General features: G+C 63.7%; 14 protein-coding genes. 5 read left to right on the forward strand and 9 right to left on the reverse strand.

Going from position 1 to position 18,057, the window contains the following annotated elements:
* Window positions 1-2: 2 nt before the first annotated feature.
* The 8 genes from QA649_RS06350 to QA649_RS06385 all read right to left on the reverse strand — a co-directional run bounded on the left by QA649_RS06350 (window position 3) and on the right by QA649_RS06385 (window position 8,582).
* On the reverse strand, window positions 3-1,232 hold the full coding sequence (locus QA649_RS06350) for an ABC transporter substrate-binding protein (RefSeq protein WP_283023436.1): 1,230 nt from the start codon (window positions 1,230-1,232) through the stop codon (window positions 3-5).
* Window positions 1,233-1,601: 369 nt separating this feature from the next.
* On the reverse strand, window positions 1,602-2,828 hold the full coding sequence (locus QA649_RS06355) for an ABC transporter substrate-binding protein (RefSeq protein ID WP_283023437.1): 1,227 nt from the start codon (window positions 2,826-2,828) through the stop codon (window positions 1,602-1,604).
* 133 nt (window positions 2,829-2,961) lie between these two features.
* The gene (locus QA649_RS06360; RefSeq protein WP_018646801.1) at window positions 2,962-4,197 is read right to left on the reverse strand and encodes an ABC transporter substrate-binding protein; all 1,236 of its coding nucleotides are present in this window, start codon (window positions 4,195-4,197) and stop codon (window positions 2,962-2,964) included.
* A gap of 30 nt (window positions 4,198-4,227) precedes the next feature.
* A complete protein-coding gene (locus QA649_RS06365) occupies window positions 4,228-5,247 on the reverse strand; it encodes a branched-chain amino acid ABC transporter permease (protein WP_283023438.1) in 1,020 nt (339 codons plus the stop codon).
* Between the two features lie 2 nt (window positions 5,248-5,249).
* Complete coding sequence (locus QA649_RS06370) at window positions 5,250-6,128, reverse strand: branched-chain amino acid ABC transporter permease (RefSeq protein ID WP_283023439.1); 879 nt, start codon at window positions 6,126-6,128, stop codon at window positions 5,250-5,252.
* 13 nt (window positions 6,129-6,141) lie between these two features.
* Complete coding sequence (locus QA649_RS06375) at window positions 6,142-6,855, reverse strand: ABC transporter ATP-binding protein (protein WP_283023440.1); 714 nt, start codon at window positions 6,853-6,855, stop codon at window positions 6,142-6,144.
* On the reverse strand, window positions 6,852-7,649 hold the full coding sequence (locus QA649_RS06380; protein WP_018646805.1) for an ABC transporter ATP-binding protein: 798 nt from the start codon (window positions 7,647-7,649) through the stop codon (window positions 6,852-6,854). Before QA649_RS06380 ends, QA649_RS06375 begins: the two co-directional genes overlap by 4 nt.
* Window positions 7,650-7,715: 66 nt before the next feature.
* Window positions 7,716-8,582, reverse strand: coding sequence for an IclR family transcriptional regulator (locus tag QA649_RS06385; protein WP_283023441.1), 867 nt, complete (start codon window positions 8,580-8,582; stop codon window positions 7,716-7,718).
* A 130-nt stretch (window positions 8,583-8,712) separates the two neighbouring features.
* Between QA649_RS06385 and QA649_RS06390 the strand changes: the two genes are divergently transcribed.
* From QA649_RS06390 to pimD, 5 genes are all read left to right on the forward strand, one after another.
* Window positions 8,713-10,809 (forward strand): 3-hydroxyacyl-CoA dehydrogenase NAD-binding domain-containing protein, encoded by a 2,097-nt coding sequence (locus QA649_RS06390; RefSeq protein WP_283023442.1) that lies wholly within the window; start codon window positions 8,713-8,715, stop codon window positions 10,807-10,809.
* 223 nt (window positions 10,810-11,032) lie between these two features.
* A complete protein-coding gene (pimA, locus tag QA649_RS06395) occupies window positions 11,033-12,709 on the forward strand; it encodes a dicarboxylate--CoA ligase PimA (RefSeq protein ID WP_283023443.1) in 1,677 nt (558 codons plus the stop codon).
* Window positions 12,706-13,893: an acetyl-CoA C-acyltransferase gene (locus QA649_RS06400; protein ID WP_283023444.1), complete on the forward strand. Its 1,188-nt coding sequence runs from the start codon at window positions 12,706-12,708 to the stop codon at window positions 13,891-13,893. The genes pimA and QA649_RS06400 overlap by 4 nt, the downstream gene beginning before the upstream one ends.
* Before the next feature lie 131 nt (window positions 13,894-14,024).
* On the forward strand, window positions 14,025-15,215 hold the full coding sequence (gene pimC / locus QA649_RS06405) for a pimeloyl-CoA dehydrogenase large subunit (protein ID WP_283023445.1): 1,191 nt from the start codon (window positions 14,025-14,027) through the stop codon (window positions 15,213-15,215).
* A 134-nt stretch (window positions 15,216-15,349) separates the two neighbouring features.
* Window positions 15,350-16,492 carry a pimeloyl-CoA dehydrogenase small subunit gene (pimD, locus tag QA649_RS06410; RefSeq protein WP_283023446.1) on the forward strand — a complete coding sequence of 381 codons (1,143 nt, stop codon included), beginning with the start codon at window positions 15,350-15,352 and terminating at the stop codon, window positions 16,490-16,492.
* A gap of 214 nt (window positions 16,493-16,706) precedes the next feature.
* Here the strand turns inward: pimD and QA649_RS06415 are convergent, their stop codons facing one another.
* Window positions 16,707-17,798 (reverse strand): ABC transporter substrate-binding protein, encoded by a 1,092-nt coding sequence (locus QA649_RS06415; RefSeq protein ID WP_283023447.1) that lies wholly within the window; start codon window positions 17,796-17,798, stop codon window positions 16,707-16,709.
* Window positions 17,799-18,057: the final 259 nt, after the last annotated feature.

Consider the following 18,057-nt stretch of genomic DNA (forward strand, 5'->3'; position numbering starts at 1 on the left):
TTCTAGCCGCCGACGTCGGCGCTGATCACGTCGCCGAACAGCTCCCATTTTTCGCCCTTGAACTTCTCGAGCTGGAGCTGGCTGATCGGCGCAAAGTCGGTCGGGGAGGTGTTGATCTGTACGCCCGGCAGCAGCACCTCGGTGCGGAAGTTCTTCAGGTTGGCGGCCTGCTTGATGACGTTCTCGCGCGTGAGATTGTCGCCGCACTGCTTGAGGACCTGGACGAGGGTCTGCGCGACGCCGTAGCCGACGATGGTGCCCTTATCGAGCTTGTCGCCCTCGGGGAAGTACTTGTTCATGAACGCCAGGAACTCCTTCATGCCGGGGTCGTTCGTCCACGCCGGATCCGCAGCGTCCTTGAGATAATCGGCGGAGATGATGTCCTGGCCGTTCTCGAAGCCGGCGGGCTTCATCACGCTGCCGACGTTGGCGGAGACGTTGTTGAGGAAGTGCAGCGGCTTCCAGCCGATCTCTGCGTTCTTCTTGATCGCCTGTGCCGCGAATTTCGGCGTGGTGATGTTCATGAAGACGTCGGCGCCGGTCGACTTCATCTTGACGATGTGGCTGTCGATGGTCGGCTCGGAGGTCTCGTAGCTCTCCTCGATGACGATCATCGAGGCGGCCTTGGCTCCCAGGCCGTCCTTCAGGCCCTTCAGATAGTCCTTGCCGTAATCGTCGTTCTGGTAGAGCACGGCGATCTTGGCGTCCGGCTTGTTCTTGAGCAGCCACTTCGCATAGATCTGCGTCTCGCTCTGGTAGTTGGGCTGCCAGCCCATCGTCCACGGGAAGTTCTGCGGATCGTTCCACTTGGTGGCGCCGGTGGCGACGAACAGCTGCGGCACCTTCTTCGAGTTCATGTATTTCTGGATCGCCGAGTTCGGCGGCGTGCCGAGCGAGTTGAAGATGAACAGCACCTCGTCGCTCTCGACCAGCTTGCGCGCCTGCTCCACCGTCTTCGGCGGCGAATAGGCGTCGTCATAGGAGATGAAGTTGATCTTGCGGCCGTTGATGCCGCCTTCTTCGTTGATCTTCTTGAAATAGGCGGCTTCGGTCCGCCCGATGATGCCGTAGGCGGAGGCCGGTCCGCTGTAGGGCATGATGTTGCCGACCTTGATCTCGGTATCGGTCGCGCCGGTATCGTATTTCTTCTGGGCCGATGCAGTGGAGGCCGAGGCCGCAATGAGCGCAAGCGCCAGTGACGCGGCCGCAAGTTTGCCGGTGACAGCGGGCATTCCTATCTCCCTAATTTTCTTGGTGTGTGTGCATCCCTTTTCTTGACTTGATTGTTTTTGGCGACGCGGCCGTAATTCAATACGATTTGCCTGGGGCCTTCAACAGAAAGCCCCCGCGACGGCGTCGCAGGGGCTGCTCCTTTAGTAGTCAAGGGGTGGGTGTGCGCCCGTGTGTGCGGGTGCGAGAAGGCGTCGCTCCCTCTGATTGACGAATATACAGCAAACAATCTTCGGTTTCGTAGGGTGGGCAAAGGCGCGCTCTTCGCGCCGTGCCCACGATCTGTCGGGGTTGGATAGAGATGGTGGGCACGCTTCGCTTTGCCCACCCTACGAACTTGCCCTATTCGATCGATCTCGGGTTGAGGAGGCTCAGTGGTTCACCTCGCTCGAGATGACGTCGCCGAACAGCTCCCATTTCTTGCCCTTGAATCGCATCATCTGCAGCTGCTCGATCGGGGCGAAATTGTCGGGTGCGGTGTTGATCTTGATGTCGGGCAGCAGCGTGTCGGGCGCGAAATCCCGGATGCTGGCGGCCTGCCTCATGACGTTCTCGCGGGTGAGATCGTCGCCGCACATCTGCAGCACCTTCACCATGGTCTGGGCTGCGGCATAGCCGAACACCACGCCGGCATCGAGCTTGTTGGCCTTGGGCGCGTACTGCGCCAGGAAATTGTAGAACTTCTTCATGCCGTCGTCGGCATTCCACTGCGGGTCCGAGCCGTCCTTGGTGTAGGTGGCCGACAGGATGCCTTGCGAGACCTCGAGGCCCGCCGGCTCCAGCACGCCGCCGACCGAGGCCGAAACGTTGGAGATGATGTGCATCGGATGCCAGTTGATCTCGGCCGCCTTCTTGATCGCCTGTGCGGCGAATTTCGGCGTGGTGATGCTGATGAAGACGTCGGCGCCCGAGGCCTTCAATTTCACGACGTGCTCGTCGATCGCGGGCTCCGAGGTGTCGTAGCTGTCTTCCAGCACGATCATCGAGGCCTTCGGACCGAGGCCTTCCTTCAGTCCCTTCAGATAGTCCTTGCCGAAATCGTCGTTCTGGTAGAGCAGGGCGATTTTCGCGTCCGGCTTCTCCTTCATGATGTACTTGGCGTAGATCCGCGCCTCGCTCGCGTAGCTCGGCTGCCAGCCCATGGTCCAGGGATATTGCTTCGGATCGTTCCATTTCGACGCGCCGCTCGCCACGAACAATTGCGGCACCTTCTTCTCGTTCATGTATTTGCGGATCGCGGCATTGGTGGAGGTGCCGAGCGAGCCGAAGATCAGCAGCACCCCGTCGCTCTCGACCAGCTTGCGCGCCTGCTCCACCGTCTTCGGCGGCGAATAGCCGTCGTCGTAGGAGATGAACTTGATCTTGCGGCCGTTGATGCCGCCCTCGGCATTGATCTTGTTGAAATAAGCTTCCTCGGTCCTGCCGATCGCGGCATAGGCGGAGGCCGGCCCGCTATAGGGCATGATGTTGCCGATCTTGATTTCGGTATCGGAAGCGCCGCTGTCGTATTTCTTCTGCGCCAGCACCGGGCTCGTCATCGCGGTGCACAATGCAAGGGCGGCCGAGACGGCCACAACTTGAAAACGAACGGCAGTCATTGTTCTCCTACCCCGGGCTGGATCGGCAGCATTGAACAAGATTGACGCCCGGCGTCAACAAAAAGCCCCCGCGATCGCTCGCGGGGGCCTATCGATGTCCGGACTATGATGCCAGGACTATGACGTCAGCGTGTCACTCGGAGGCGACGTCGCCGCTGATGATCTCGCCGAACAGTTCCCACTTCTCACCCTTGAAGCGCTGCATCTGCAGCTGCGAGATCGGGGCGAAGTCGGTGGCGCTGGTGTTGATCTTGACGCCGGGCAGCAGGGTGTCCGGGGCAAAATCCTTCAGGCTCGCCGCCTGCTTCATCAGGTTGGCGCGGGTGAGATCGTCACCGCACATCTCCAGCACCTTGGCCAGCGTCGAAGCCGCGCCATAGCCGTAGACCATGCCGGTGTCGGTCTTGTCGGCGCCGGGCATGTACTTGTCGACGAACTCGTTCCACTTCTTCATGCCGGGGTCGTTGTTCCACTGCGGATCCGTGGAGTCCTTGGCATAGGCCGCCGACAGCACCTCCTGCGAGGCCTCGAAGCCGGCCGGCTTCATCACGCTCCCGACCGAGATCGAGACGTTGGTCAGGATCTGCAGCGGCTTCCAGGTGAGCTCGGCGGTCTTCTTGATGGTCTGCGCCGCGAATTTCGGCGTCGCGTAGATCAGCAGCACGTCGGGATTGGCGGCCTTGATCTTGACGATGTGGCCGTCGATCGAGGGCTCGGACACCTCATAGCTCTCTTCCATGACGATCATGGACGAGGCCTTGGCGCCGAGGCCGTCCTTGGTGCCCTTGAGGTAATCTTTGCCGAAATCGTCGTTCTGGTAGAGGATCGCGACCTTGGCGTTCGGCTTCTCCTTCATCAGCCATTTCGCGTAGATCTGCGCTTCGCTCTGGTAGGAGGGCTGCCAGCCCATGGTCCAGGGGAAGTTCTTCGGATCGTTCCACTTGGTGGCGCCGGTGGCGACGAACAGCTGCGGGATCTTCTTGGCGTTCAGGTATTTCTGGATCGCCGTGTTCGAGGGCGTGCCGAGCGGATTGAACACGGCCAGCACCTCGTCGCTCTCGACCAGCTTGCGGACCTGCTCGACTGCTTTCGGCGGCGAATAGGCGTCGTCATAGGTGACGAAGTTGACCTTGCGGCCGTTGATGCCGCCCTTGTCGTTGATCATCTTGAAATAGGCTTCTTCGGTCTTGCCGATGATGCCATAGGCCGACGCCGGACCGCTGTACGGCATGATGTTGCCGATCTTGATCTCGGTATCGGAAGCGCCGGTGTCGTATTTCTTTTGGGCAAATGCCGCGCCGGAGTTGAAAGTGATGGCCGCCGTTGCCGTGACCAGCGCGGCGGCTCGCAGTGTTCTTCCAAAAGACAATTCGGGTCTCCTTTGTACGATGAATGGATTTCAGTTCTTTCTGAGCTTTCCAGCGAGTTGCTGGCCCAGGATTGCGATCTGCCTTGCGCCATGCGGCACGAGGTAGATGACGAGGAACAGGAGCACGCCGAACACGGCGCCGGAGAGACCCTTGGAGATGCTCTCCGCCATGTTCGGCACGAAGATGATGAAGGCCGCACCGACGAACGAGCCGGGCAGCCAGCCGACGCCGCCGACCACCATGCCGAGGAACAGCGAGATCGCGAGCGTGATGGTGTAGCTGTCGGGCGCCACGAACTGCACCGCGATGGCGCCGAGCGAGCCGGCGACGCCGGTGATCGCCGCCGACACGCCGAAGGCCAGCGTCTTGTAGAGCGCGACGTTGACACCCATCGAGGAGGCCGCGATCTCGTTGTCGCGGATCGCCATGAAGGCGCGGCCCGAGCGGGAGCGCAGCAGGTTCACCGAGAAGATGTAGATCGCGATCGTCACGAGGAGCGTGAAATAGTACAGCCACATGTCCTGCGACATCGGCAGGCCGAACGGCGCGTCGGGCTTGGTGACGACGAGGCCCTGCACGCCGCCGGTCCAGTGCTCGAGGAAGTTCAGCTTCAGGAGCTGCGGCATCGCGGTGGCGAGCGCGAAGGTCGCGAGCGCGAGATAGACGCCCGACAGCCGCAGGGCCGGTTTGCCGAAAAGGTAACCGAATCCGAAGCAGACCACGGCGGAAACCGGAATGGTGAGCGCGTAGTTGATGTTGGCGTGCTCCATCAGCACTGCCGAAGTGTAGGCGCCGACCGCGTAGAACGCGCTCTGGCCGAGCGAGAACTGGCCCGAACCGCCGGTCAGGATGTTCAGCGCCAGCACCGCGAGCCCGTAGATCAGCAGCATCGTCATCTGGAAGATGATGAAGTTCTTGACGAAGACGGGCACGATCAAAAGCGCGGCGAGCACCACCAGCGATGTGCCGGTGCCCAGCGTCATGGCCCGCTTCGGAACGGCCTCGACCGCCTGGTGGCCTTCTGCAACGACTTCTTCTGCAGCGCTCATGATCAAACTCGCTTGACGATGTGCCGGCCGAACAGGCCAGCGGGTTTGACGACCAGGACGGAGATGATCAGCGCGAGCGCGATCGGAAGCTTCAGCTCGTTGCCGACGCCGGGGATGTAGGTGCCGGCGAGGTTCTCGAAGATGCCGACCAGGAAGCCGCCGACCACCGCGCCGAACGGGCTGGTGAGGCCGCCGAGCACCGCGGCGGCAAAGCCGTAGATCAGGACGCCGCCCATCATGTTGGGCTCGAGGAACACCACGGGAGCGATCAGCATGCCGGCGATCGAACCGATCGCGGTCGCCATGCCCCAGCCCAGCGCGATCATCCAGCTCGTGTTGATGCCGACGAGGCGCGCCGATTCAGGCACCGAAGCGGCCGCGCGCATGGCGAGGCCGATCCGGGTGTACTGGAAGAAGAAGTAGAGGCCGAGCAGCAGCAGGATGGTGACTCCGATCATGCCGGCCTGATGGGTCGAAATCAGCTGGCTGCCCAGGAACGGCGCGGAGCCGAACGGGGTCGGATACTGCTTGATGGTGAAGTCCCAGAGCAGGCCGGCCGAGGAGTTGATGATAGCGTACAGCGCGATGAAGCCGGCGACGTTGGTCAGCACCGGCGCCTTGGCGAGCGGCTTGAACAGGATGCGCTCGATCGCGATGCCGGCGATGAAGGAGAAGATCAGCGTGATCACGAACGCGGCCCAATAGGACACGCCCCACTGCATCAGCTGCCACGAGATGAAGGTCGAGAACATCGCCATCTCGCCCTGCGCGAAGTTGAGATGGTCGATGGCCTGGTAGATCATGACCACGGCGAGCGCCATGCAGGCGTAGATCGCGCCCGTGGCGATGCCGGCCAGGACCTGGTTGGTGAACAGCTCCATTGTCCCGGCTCCCTCAGTAACCCAGATAGGATTTGCGGATTTCTTCGTTGTTCGCGATGTCCTTGGCATTGCCCGACATCACGATGCGGCCGGTCTCGATCACATAGGCCTGGTCGGCGAGCTCGAGCGCGAGCTGGGCGTTCTGCTCGACCACCAGGATCGACACCTTGTCCTCGCGGTTGATCTTGCCGAGGATGCCGAACAGGTCGCGCACCACCAGCGGCGCGAGGCCGAAGGAGGGCTCGTCCAGCAGCATCAGCCGCGGCCGCAGCATCAGGGCGCGGGCGACCGCGAGCATCTGCTGCTCGCCGCCGGAGAGCGTGCCGGCCTGCTGGGTGTGGCGCTGCTTCAGCACCGGGAAATGCGCGTACATGCGCTCGATGTCGGAGACGATGCCGGCGCTGTCCTTGCGGGTGATGGCCCCGAGCTGAAGGTTTTCCTCCACCGTCATGGTGGTGAAGGTGCCGCGGCCCTGCGGCACATGGGCGATGCCGAACCGCACGATGCTCTCGGTCGAGCGGTTGCTCAGCGGCTTGCCGTCGAACTCGATCGCGCCGGTGGAGCGCACCATGTTGCAGATCGCGCGCAGCGTCGTGGTCTTGCCGGCGCCGTTGGCACCGAGCAGCGTCGTCAGCGATCCCTCGTTCAGCGAGAAGGACAGGCCATGGAGCGCCTGGACCTGGCCGTAATAGGCGCGCAAGTCCTTGACGTTGAGCAGCGTCGTCATTGGTCCTTGCTCCCGAGATAGGCCTTGATGACGTCGGGGTCCGCCTGCACCTGGGCCGGCGTGCCTTCCGCGAGCTTCTTGCCGAAATTCAGCGCGACGACGTGGTCGGCGATCGACATCACGAGGCCCATGTGATGCTCGACCAGCAGCACCGTCATGTGGCGTTCGTCACGGATTTTGCGGATGAGGTCGCCGAGCACATAGACTTCCTCGTGGTTGAGGCCGCCGGCAGGCTCGTCGAGCAGCAGGATCTTCGGATCGGCAGCCAGCGCGCGCGCCAGCTCGACGCGCTTCTGCGTGCCGAAGGGCAAGCCTGAGACGGTGGTGTGGGCGACGTCCTCGAGATCGAGATAGGCGAGGATCTCGTGCACCTTCTTGTTGACGTCGTTCTCGCTGCGCCGGACCCACGCCAGTTTCAGGGAGTCGCTGATGATGTCGCTGGAGGTCTTCGAATGCGCGCCGACGCGGACGTTGTCCATCACCGACAGGTTCGGAAACAGCGCCACGTTCTGGAAGGTGCGGCCGATGCCGATCTCGGCGATCCGGTGCGGCGGGCGCGACAGGATGCTGACGCCTTCCATCAGGATGTCGCCGGACGACGGCTGATACAGCCGCGAGAGGCAGTTGAAGAGCGTTGTCTTGCCGGCGCCGTTGGGGCCGATCAATCCGAGGATCTGGCCCTTGTGCATGTTGAAGGACACGCCGTTGAGCGCGATGATGCCGCCGAACACGACGCTGACGTCGCGAACCGCGAGCAGGGGCGATGTGCCCTGCGCGAGCTGTGCCTGCGTCATCTCGTCTCGCCCACGATGTTCAATGGGCGAAGGGGCGATGCGAACCGCTCCCTGTAATGACAAAGGCTATCTGATCCCCTCGGCCACACGCGCAACTTTTCCTCCTGATTTCAGCTTTTTGCTGACTTCTTTTTTGGAATGCGGCATCAGACCCCCGAGTGCCGCTTCGATGTTCCTTACCATCGCAAGCAGACGCGGTCCAATGTCGTTGATCAAGCGCTCTTCCGTGAAGCGGAATGCGGGCGCGCCGCAATTGAATGCGTAAGGTCCGGTTCCGTCGTTGAGCTTGAGCGCGACGCCGGCGGCGCCGATGTCGTCGTGCCAGTCGCCGACGGAGATCGCAAAGCCGTATTTCGCAACGGTCTCCCCGGAACGTTCGAGGCCATCGCGCATCTTGGGCCAGCGGCTGCCGTAATGTTCGCGCAGCATGCGCGAGACTTCGGCCCGATTGTCTTCGTCGAGCGCCCAGAAATAGGCGCGGCCCATCGCGCTGGTTGCAATCGGCACGCGCGAGCCGACGTCAAGTTGAACGCCGACCGTTTCGCTGCCGCGGCTCTGCCCGAAATAGATCATGCTGTGACGGTCGCGGCCGCCGACGGCGACGGCGCCGCCGGTGGCGCGCATCACTTCCTCGCGGAACGGCTCGGACAAATGCCGAACACCGAGATTGGCGAGCGCGGCGTAGCCGAGCGACATCGCGGCGGGCGCGAGCTGGTACTTCTCGAAACGGGGAACCGGCGTCAGATAGCCGAGCTTGGTCAGCGTATAGGTCAGCCGCGATACGGTCGGCTTGGGCAGATTGGTCCGCGCCGCGATCTCCTGATTGCCGAGCAGGCCGTCATTGGGTTGGAATGCGCGCAATACGTCCAGTCCGCGGGAAAGCGCGACGACGAAATTCCGATCGTTCGCAGTCTTCTTTCCTGTACGCTTCATCCCTGATCTGCTTCTTGCGCGGAGTCGTTGACAAGCCACGTGCTTCAAAATAACCCTGCCGTCAAGATGCGGAATTAAATTCCGCACCGCGAAATCGAACAAAAGTAAATCCCCACCAAGGAGGGAAACCGTGAGCGAAGTGGTCAAGCTTGAGCGTCATGACGAAGTCGGGATCGTCACGGTCGATAGCCCTCCGGTCAATGCGCTGAGTGCCGCGGTCCGCGGCGGTATCCTGGAATGCATCAAGGCCGCCGTCGCCGATCCCGCCATCAAGGGCATCGTGCTGACCTGCGCCGGCCGCACCTTCATCGCGGGCGCCGACATCACCGAATTCGGCAAGCCGCCGAAGCCGCCCGCCCTCAACGACGTCCTCGCCGAGATCGAGAATTCGGCCAAGCCGGTCGTGGCCGCGATCCACGGCACCGCGCTCGGCGGCGGCCTCGAGGTCGCGCTCGCCTGCCATTTCCGCGTCGCGGTGAAGGAGGCCAAGCTCGGCCTGCCCGAGGTGAAGCTGGGCCTGTTGCCCGGCGCCGGCGGAACCCAGCGCCTGCCGCGCGCGGTCGGGCCTGAGCTTGCGGTCAAGATGATCGTCGGCGGCGACCCGATCGGGGCCGCGGAAGCGCTCAAGAACGGCCTGATCGAGGAGATCATCGAGGGCCCGGCCTCCGGCGGCGAGGCATTCGTCCGCAAGCTCATTGCGGAGAAGCGTCCGCTGCGGCGCCTGCGCGACGACGATTCCAAGATCGCGGCCGCCAAGGCCGACCGCTCGATCTTCACCAATGCGGTCGCCGCCATGACCAAGAAGTCGCGCGGCCTGGAAGCCCCGTTCGCGGCCGCCGACGCCGTCGGCTATGCCATCGACCTGCCGTTCGACGAAGGTCTGAAAAAGGAGCGCGAGGGCTTCCTCAAGCTCGTCGCCAGCGACCAGTCCAAGGCGCAGCGCTACGCCTTCTTCGCCGAGCGCGAAGCGGCCAAGATCGCGGGCGTTCCTGAGGGCACCAAGTCGCGCCCCGTGAACCGTGTCGCCATTCTCGGCGCCGGCACCATGGGCGGCGGCATCGCGATGTCGTTTGCCAATGCCGGCGTGCCCGTCACGCTGATCGAGACCGGCGAGGAGCAGCTCAAGCGCGGCATGGGCATCATGCAGAAGAACTGGGAAGCGACCGCCGCGCGCGGCGGCATCCCGGCCGATGCGCCCGCCAAGCGCATGGCGCTGATCAACGGCGTCGTCGGCATCGAGAATGTCGGCGATGCCGACCTCGTCATCGAGGCCGTATTCGAGACCATGGCGGTGAAGAAGGAGGTGTTCGGCAAGCTCGACCAGTACGTCAAGCCGGGCGCGGTGCTCGCCTCGAACACCTCGTATCTGAACATCGACGAGATCGCGAAATCGACCAAGCGTCCGCAGGACGTGCTCGGCATGCACTTCTTCTCGCCGGCCAACGTCATGAAGCTGTGCGAGATCGTGCGCGCCGACAAGACCGCGCCCGACGCGCTGGTGACGGCCGTCAACATCGCGCGGAAAATTGCCAAGGTGCCGGCCGTGGTCGGCGTCTGCGACGGCTTTGTCGGCAACCGCATGCTGGCCCAGCGTGGCAAGCAGTCCGAGAAGCTGCTGTTCGAAGGCGCGCTGCCGCAGCAGGTCGACGCCGTCGTCACCAAGTTCGGCATGCCGATGGGGCCGTTCGCGATGGGCGACCTCGCCGGCCTCGACATCGGCTGGCGCTCGCGCAAGGATCGCGGCATCAAGTCGGAGATCGCGGACGCGCTGTGCGAAGCCGGCCGCTTCGGCCAGAAGACCGGCAAGGGCTACTACAAGTACGAAGCCGGCTCCCGCGCGCCGCTGCCCGATCCCGAGGTCGAGAAGCTGATCGACGAGACGCTGCTGCGCTTGGGGCGCAAGAAGCGCGTCGTCAGCGACGAGGAGATCCTCGAGCGCATGATGTATCCGATGATCAACGAGGGCGCGAAGATCCTCGAAGAAGGCATCGCCGCGCGCCCCTCCGACATCGACGTGGTCTGGCTCTACGGCTATGGCTGGCCGATCTATCGCGGTGGCCCGATGTTCTGGGCCGACACCGTCGGCCTCAAGCACATCGCCGATCGCCTGTCGTTCTACGCCAAGGAGACCAACGATCCGAGCCTCGAGCCCGCCCCGCTGCTGAAGAAGCTCGCGGCCGAAGGCAAGACCTTCGCCTCGCTGGCCGCTGCGTCGAAAGCGGCGTGATCAGATTGGGTGCTGCGGCTGCCGATATTTCGTCCGAGGCGATGCTCTCTCCGTTCCCTCCCCCCTTGTGGGGGAGGGGCAGGGAGGGGGTGGCTCCGGGCGAGGTTCGAGTTTGTGGCTACCCCTCTCCCCACCCCTCCCCCACAAGGGGGGAGGGAGCCCAACCGCCAGTGCCTGCCTCACATGGAATTGCTGTCCAGGCAGCGAAGAGTAACGAACTTTAATGACCCATCCCGGCGAACAGTTTTACCCCGAGGGCGTGCGGTGGGACGACACCATCGCCCAGGGCTCGCTGCCCGACCTCCTGTCGAAAGCCGCGGCGACTTACGGCCCGCGCACCGCGCTGGAATTCCGCGACCGTGCAATCGCCTACACCGAGCTCGCCGCGATGGCCGAGCGCGCCGCCGCCGCGTTCCTGCGCGCGGGCATCGGCAGGAATAGCTCCGTCGCGCTGTTCCTCGGCAACACGCCGGACCATCCCGTCAATTTCTTCGGCGCGCTGAAGGCAGGCGCCCGTGTCGCGCATCTGTCGCCGCTCGATGGCGAGATCGCGCTGACCCACAAGGTCTCCGATTCCGGCTCGCGCCTGCTCGTCACCTCGAACCTCCAGGCGCTGCTGCCGACCGCGCTTAAATTTTTGGAGAAGGGCCTGATCGACAAGCTCGTCGTCTGCGAGGACGACAATTGGGGCAAGGCCGGCACGCCGCAGGCGGCGATCCCCGATGATCCCCGCATCGTCACCTTCAAGACCTTCGTCGAAGGCGCCACCGCTCCGGCAGAATGGCCGAAAGTCACGGCCGAGGACGTCGCGCTGCTGCAATATACCGGCGGCACCACCGGCCTGCCCAAGGGCGCGATGCTCACCCACGGCAATCTCACCTCGGCGGTGTCGATCTACGATGTCTGGGGCAAGCCGGCGCGCGCCGCGCGCGGCGATGTGATCGAGCGCGTGATCTGCGTGCTGCCACTGTTCCACATCTACGCGCTCACCGTGGTGCTCTTGTCCTCGCTCAGCCGCGGCAATTTGATCTCGCTGCATCAGCGTTTCGACGTCGAAGCCGTGATGCGCGACATCGAGGTCAAGCGCGCGACGTACTTCCCGGGCGTGCCGACGATGTGGATCGCGATCGCAGCGCTCCCTGACCTCGACAAGCGCGACTTCTCCTCGCTGGCGACGATCGGCTCCGGCGGCGCACCGCTGCCGGTGGAGATCGCGAGCTTCTTCGAGCGCAAGGTCGGCAAGAAGCTGCGCAGCGGCTGGGGCATGACCGAGACCTGCTCGCCCGGCACCGGCCATCCGCCGACGGGGCCGGACAAGCCCGGCTCGATCGGCCTGATGCTGCCCGGCATCGAGCTCGACGTCGTCGCGCTCGACGACCCCAGGCGTGTGCTGCCGCCGGGCGAAGTCGGCGAGATCCGCATCAAGGGCCCGAACGTCACCAGGGGCTACTGGAACAAGCCGGAGGGCTCCACGGACGCCTTCGTCGACGGCCGCTTCCTCACCGGCGACATCGGCTATGTCGACACCGACGGCTATTTCTTCCTGGTTGACCGCAAGAAGGACATGATCATCTCCGGCGGCTTCAACGTCTATCCGCAGATGATCGAGCAGGCGATCTACACCATTCCGGGCGTGCACGAGGTGATCGTGCTCGGCATCCCCGACCAGTACCGCGGCGAAGCCGCAAAAGCCTTCATCAAGCTCAAGCCCCATGCAAAACCGTTCTCGCTCGACGAGCTGCGCACCCAGCTCGCCGGCAAGCTCGGCAAGCACGAGCTGCCGGCCGCAGTCGAGTTCGTTGCCGATCTGCCCCGCACGCCGGTCGGAAAATTGTCGCGCCACGAGTTGCGCCAGCAGCAGAAACCATCACAATCCAAGCAACCAGGAGGTCGCTCTTGACCGACGCCGTCATCGTTTCCACCGCCCGCACCCCGATCGGCAAGGCCTATCGCGGCATGCTCAACGCGACCGAGGGCGCAACCCTGCTCGGCCACGCCATCGGCGAGGCCGTCGCGCGCGCCAAGGTCGATCCGAAGGAGATCGAGGACGTCGTTATGGGCGCGGCCCTCCAGCAGGGCGCGACCGGCGGCAACATTGCGCGCAAGGCGCTGCTCCGCGCCGGCCTTCCCGTCACCGTCGCCGGCACCACCATCGACCGGCAATGCGCCTCGGGTCTGCAGGCGATCGCGCTCGCCGCGCGCTCGGTGATTTTCGACGGCGTCGAGATCGCGGTCGGCGGCGGTGGCGAATCGATCAGCCTCGTGCAGAACGACAAGATGAACGGCTTCCACGCGCAGGATCCCGCGCTGCTCAAGATCAAGGGCGAGGTCTACATGCCCATGATCGACACCGCCGAAATCGTCGCCAAGCGCTACGGCATCTCGCGCGAGAAGCAGGACGAATATTCGCTGGAGAGCCAGCGCCGCACCGCCGCCGCGCAGCAGGGCGGCAAGTTCAAGGACGAGCTCGCCCCGATCACGACGCAGATGGCGGTCACCGACAAGGCGACCGGCGCCGTGTCGATGAAGGAAGTCACGCTGTCGCAGGATGAAGGCCCGCGCCCGGAGACCACCGCCGAAGGTCTCGCCGGCCTCAAGCCCGTGCGCGGCGACGGCTTCACCGTCACCGCCGGCAATGCCAGCCAGCTCTCCGACGGCGCCAGCGCGTCCGTGATCATGAGCGACAAGGAAGCTTCAAAGCGCGGCCTCAAGCCGCTCGGTATCTTCCGCGGCTTCGTCTCGGCCGGCTGCGAGCCGGATGAGATGGGTATCGGCCCGGTCTTCGCCGTGCCGCGCCTGCTCAAGCGCCACGGCCTCACCGTCGACGACATCGGCCTCTGGGAGCTGAACGAAGCCTTCGCGGTGCAGGTGCTCTATTGCCGCGACAAGCTTGGCATCGACCCCGAGAAGATCAACGTCAACGGCGGCGCGATCTCGGTCGGCCATCCCTATGGCATGTCGGGCGCGCGCCTCACCGGCCACGCCTTGATCGAGGGCCGCCGCCGCAAGGCGAAGTATGCGGTCGTCACCATGTGCGTCGGCGGCGGCATGGGCGCGGCGGGTTTGTTCGAGGTGTTGCAGTAGTCACTGTCGTTCCGGGGCATTCGCGCCAGCGAATGAACCCGGAACCTCGAGCCACAATCTCTGGATTCCGGGTTCGCGCTGCGCGCGCCCCGGAATGACGAATAGGGAATAACGTTTCACAGGAGGATCCGATGGATCTCGCATTCACGAAAGAAGAGCAGGCGTTTCGCGAGGAAGTGCGGTCGTTCTTCCGCGACAACGTGCCGCCGGATACGCGGCGCAAGCTGGTCGAGGGCCGTCATCTCACCAAGGACGAGATGGTGACGTGGTGGCGCATCCTCAACAAGAAGGGCTGGGGCGTCAGCCACTGGCCGACGCAGTACGGCGGAACGGGATGGACCTCCGTGCAGCACTACATCTTCAACGAGGAGCTGCAGTCCTATCCGGCGCCGCAGCCGCTCGCCTTCGGCGTCAGCATGGTCGGCCCCGTCATCTACACCTTCGGCAACGAGGAGCAGAAGAAGAAGTACCTGCCGCGCATCGCCAATGTCGACGACTGGTGGTGCCAGGGTTTTTCGGAGCCCGGCTCGGGATCTGACCTTGCCTCGCTGAAGACGAAAGCCGAGCGCCGTGGCGACAAGTGGATCATCAACGGCCAGAAGACCTGGACCACGCTCGCCCAGCATGCCGACATGATCTTCTGCCTCTGCCGCACCGATAACAACGCCAAGAAGCAGATGGGCATCTCCTTCATCGTGTTCTCGATGAAGTCGAAGGGCGTCACCGTGCGTCCGATCCAGACGATCGATGGCGGCGTCGAGGTCAACGAAGTCTTCTTCGACGACGTCGAGGTGCCCGTCGAGAACCTGATCGGCGAGGAGAACAAGGGCTGGGATTACGCCAAATTCCTGCTCGGTAATGAGCGTACCGGTATCGCCCGCGTCGGCGTCTCCAAGGAGCGGCTGCGCCGCATCAGGGATCTCGCCTCCAAGGTCGAATCCGCCGGCAAGCCGATCATCCAGGACGCCGCCTTCCGCGAGAAGCTCGCGGCGTGCGAGATCGAGCTGAAGGCGCTCGAGCTGACGCAGCTTCGCGTCGTCGCCGATGAGGGCAAGCACGGCAAGGGCAAGCCCAATCCGGCGTCGTCCGTGCTCAAGATCAAGGGCTCGGAGATCCAGCAGACCACCACCGAGCTTCTGATGGAAGTGATCGGCCCGTTCGCCGCGCCCTACGACGTGCACGGCGACGACGGCTCGAACGAAGCCATGGACTGGACCGCCCAGATCGCGCCGAGCTACTTCAACAACCGCAAGGTCTCGATCTACGGCGGCTCCAACGAGATCCAGCGCAACATCATCGCCAAGGCGGTGCTGGGGCTTTAACCGCTGTCATTCCGGGGCGCGCGTCAGCGCGAACCCGGAATCTCGCGCCACAACCTCTGGATTCCGGGTCCCCGCGCTGTCGCGCGTGTCCCGGAATGACGAAGCAAAAATTCCGGGTACGAGGAACCAAAAACATGGATTTTGACCTGAACGAGGAGCAGCGGCTTCTCAAGGAAAGCATCGACGGTCTGCTGACCGATTCCTACGATTTCGAGCAGCGCAAGAAGTACATGAAGGAGAAGGGCGGCTGGAGCAAAGCCGTCTGGCTCAAGCTCGCCGAGCAGGGCCTGCTCGGCCTGCCCTTCAGCGAGGCCGATGGCGGCTTCGGCGGTGGCGGTGTCGAGACCATGATCGTGATGGAAGCGCTCGGCAAGGCGCTGGTGCTGGAGCCGTATCTGGCCACGGTCGTGATCGGCGGCGGCTTCCTGCGCCATGCCGGCACCGATGCGCAGAAGGCCGCGCACGTGCCCGGGATCATCGACGGCAGCAAGACGCTCGCCTTTGCCCAGCTCGAGAAGAACTCGCGCTATGATCTGTTCGACGTCTCGACGACCGCGAAGAAGAAGGGCGACGGCTGGGTCATCGACGGCGAGAAGTTCGTCGTGCTCAACGGCGAGAACGCCGACACGCTTCTAGTCACTGCCCGCACCAAGGGCGACCGCCGTGACAAGACCGGCATCGGCGTCTTCCTGGTCCCGGCCAATGCCAAGGGCGTCACGAAGAAGTCCTATCCGACCCAGGACGGCCTGCACGCCGCCGACATCACCCTCACCGGCGTCGAGGTCGGTGCGGATGCCGTGATCGGCAATCCCGACGACTCGCTCGCGCTGATCGAGCGCGTGGTCGATGAGGCCCGCGTCGCGCTCTGCGCCGAGGCGGTCGGCCTGATGGACGAGTCGCTGAAGACCACTGTCGAGTACATCAAGACGCGAAAACAGTTCGGCGTCGCGATCGGCTCGTTCCAGTCGCTCCAGCACCGCGCCTCCGACATGTTCGTCGCAGCCGAGCAGGCGCGCTCGATGTCGATGTTCGCGACCATGGCGAACGATTTCGAGAACGCCAAGGAGCGCAGCAACGCCATCGCCGCGGCCAAGGTACAGATCGGCAAGTCGCTGAAGTTCGTGGGACAGCAGTCGATCCAGCTCCACGGCGGCATCGGCATGACCATGGAGGCGAAGATCGGCCACTACTTCAAGCGCCTGACCATGATCGAGAACACCTTTGGCGACACCGACTATCACCAGCGCCGGGTCGCCGACGCCGGCGGGTTGGTCTAGGGTACGGCGGGTTGGATTCGAAACGGTCGACGGTACCGCTCTCTCCGTTCCCTCCCCCACAAGGGGGGAGGGAACGCACCTTTGTCGGAACGGGTGTCCGTACTATCAAGCTGCACCGACCACGTTGCTTGGACGGATCGGAAGATCAAACCAAAAGCCCCGGAGACATCTCCGGGGCTTTCGTCGTTCCTGACCTTGTTCGCCATCCGGCGCCTCACGTCCGCGTGCGCATCCGCATCATGAAGCTGTCGTAGCTGAGCTCGGCGACCTGCATCCAGGCCAGCGATTCATTCCGGAACGCCGACAGGCTCGTATACATCTTCTTGAAGTGCGGATTGGTCTTGGTGAGATCCGCATAGATCTCGTTGGCGGCATTGTAGCAGGCCTCGAGCACCTCCTGCGGGAACGGCTTGAGGATCGCGCCGGCCACCAGCAGGCGCTTCAGCGCCGGCGGGTTGACGTAGTCGTACTTGCCGGTGACCCATGTGAAGGTGTCGCGCGAGGCCATCTCGATCGCGGACTGGTAGTGCTTGGGCAGCGCGTTCCACCTGTCGAGATTCATGATGTTGTGGCCCTGGCCGGTGCCTTCCCACCAGCCCGGATAGTAGTAGAACTTCGCGACCTTCACGAAGCCGAGCTTCTCGTCGTCATAGGGGCCGACCCATTCGGCCGCGTCGATCGTGCCCTTCTCCAGCGCCGGATAGATGTCGCCGCCGGCGATCTGCTGCGGCACGCCGCCGACCTTGGCGATGATCGTGCCGGCGAAGCCGCCGACGCGGAATTTCAATCCCTTGAAATCCTCCATCGACTTGATCTCCTTCCGGAACCAGCCGCCCATCTGGGCGCCGGTCGAGCCGGTCGGAATGCCGATCGTGTTGTATTCCTTCAAGAGGTCGTTGAGCATCTCCTGCCCGCCGCCGAACAGCAGCCAGGAAATATGCGCCCGCGTGTTCAGCCCGAACGGCAGCGACGTGCCGAAGGTGAAGGCGGGATTCTTGCCCCAGTAGTAGTACAGCGCGGTGTTGCCCATCTCGACGGTGCCGTTCGACACGGCATCCAGCACCTGCAGGCCCGGGACGATTTCGCCGGCCGCGAACGGCTGGATCTGGAATTTGTTGTCGGTGACCTCGGCGACGCGCTTGCAGAAATATTCGCAGCCGCCATAGAGCGTATCGAGCGCCTTGGGCCAGCTCGCGGCGAGGCGCCATCTCACCTCCGGCGAGCCTTGTGCGATGGCCGGCGCGGCAATCGCGGTGCTCGCCGCCAGCCCTGCACCTGTCACTTTCAGGAATTCACGACGTTTCATGCGTATCCCTCCGTTGCGCCGATGTCCTCGACTAAGGGAACGATCTTGGTGTCGTCTTGGCTTCGCCGGGTACCGACGTGGTGTTATGACGATTGTTTTTGGCGTTTCCGAAGGCCCTTCAGGGCTCTTTGTGGATCCCGCACGTCGCGGTTCCGAGGTGAGGATGACCGTTCGCCTAGCGATAATCAAGCGCCGTCGGGACGCTCGCAGTTGCGAAGGCGAGTCGCGGCACATGCGCCTTCTTACCCTCTCCCCTTGC

The sequence above is a fragment of the Bradyrhizobium sp. CB1717 genome (assembly GCF_029714325.1).
In the GTDB taxonomy this organism is placed as follows: Bacteria; Pseudomonadota; Alphaproteobacteria; order Rhizobiales; family Xanthobacteraceae; genus Bradyrhizobium.

Excerpts from the sequence above, each read along its gene's own strand:
- QA649_RS06350 (WP_283023436.1), bottom strand. The coding sequence starts at position 1,232 with ATGCCCGCTGTCACCGGCAAACTTGCGGCCGCGTCACTGGCGCTTGCG.
- QA649_RS06355 (WP_283023437.1), bottom strand. The coding sequence starts at position 2,828 with ATGACTGCCGTTCGTTTTCAAGTTGTGGCCGTCTCGGCCGCCCTTGCA.
- QA649_RS06365 (WP_283023438.1), bottom strand. The coding sequence starts at position 5,247 with ATGAGCGCTGCAGAAGAAGTCGTTGCAGAAGGCCACCAGGCGGTCGAG.
- QA649_RS06370 (WP_283023439.1), bottom strand. The coding sequence starts at position 6,128 with ATGGAGCTGTTCACCAACCAGGTCCTGGCCGGCATCGCCACGGGCGCG.
- QA649_RS06375 (WP_283023440.1), bottom strand. The coding sequence starts at position 6,855 with ATGACGACGCTGCTCAACGTCAAGGACTTGCGCGCCTATTACGGCCAG.
- QA649_RS06380 (WP_018646805.1), bottom strand. The coding sequence starts at position 7,649 with ATGACGCAGGCACAGCTCGCGCAGGGCACATCGCCCCTGCTCGCGGTT.
- QA649_RS06385 (WP_283023441.1), bottom strand. The coding sequence starts at position 8,582 with ATGAAGCGTACAGGAAAGAAGACTGCGAACGATCGGAATTTCGTCGTC.
- pimA (WP_283023443.1), top strand. The coding sequence starts at position 11,033 with ATGACCCATCCCGGCGAACAGTTTTACCCCGAGGGCGTGCGGTGGGAC.
- pimC (WP_283023445.1), top strand. The coding sequence starts at position 14,025 with ATGGATCTCGCATTCACGAAAGAAGAGCAGGCGTTTCGCGAGGAAGTG.
- pimD (WP_283023446.1), top strand. The coding sequence starts at position 15,350 with ATGGATTTTGACCTGAACGAGGAGCAGCGGCTTCTCAAGGAAAGCATC.
- QA649_RS06415 (WP_283023447.1), bottom strand. The coding sequence starts at position 17,798 with ATGAAACGTCGTGAATTCCTGAAAGTGACAGGTGCAGGGCTGGCGGCG.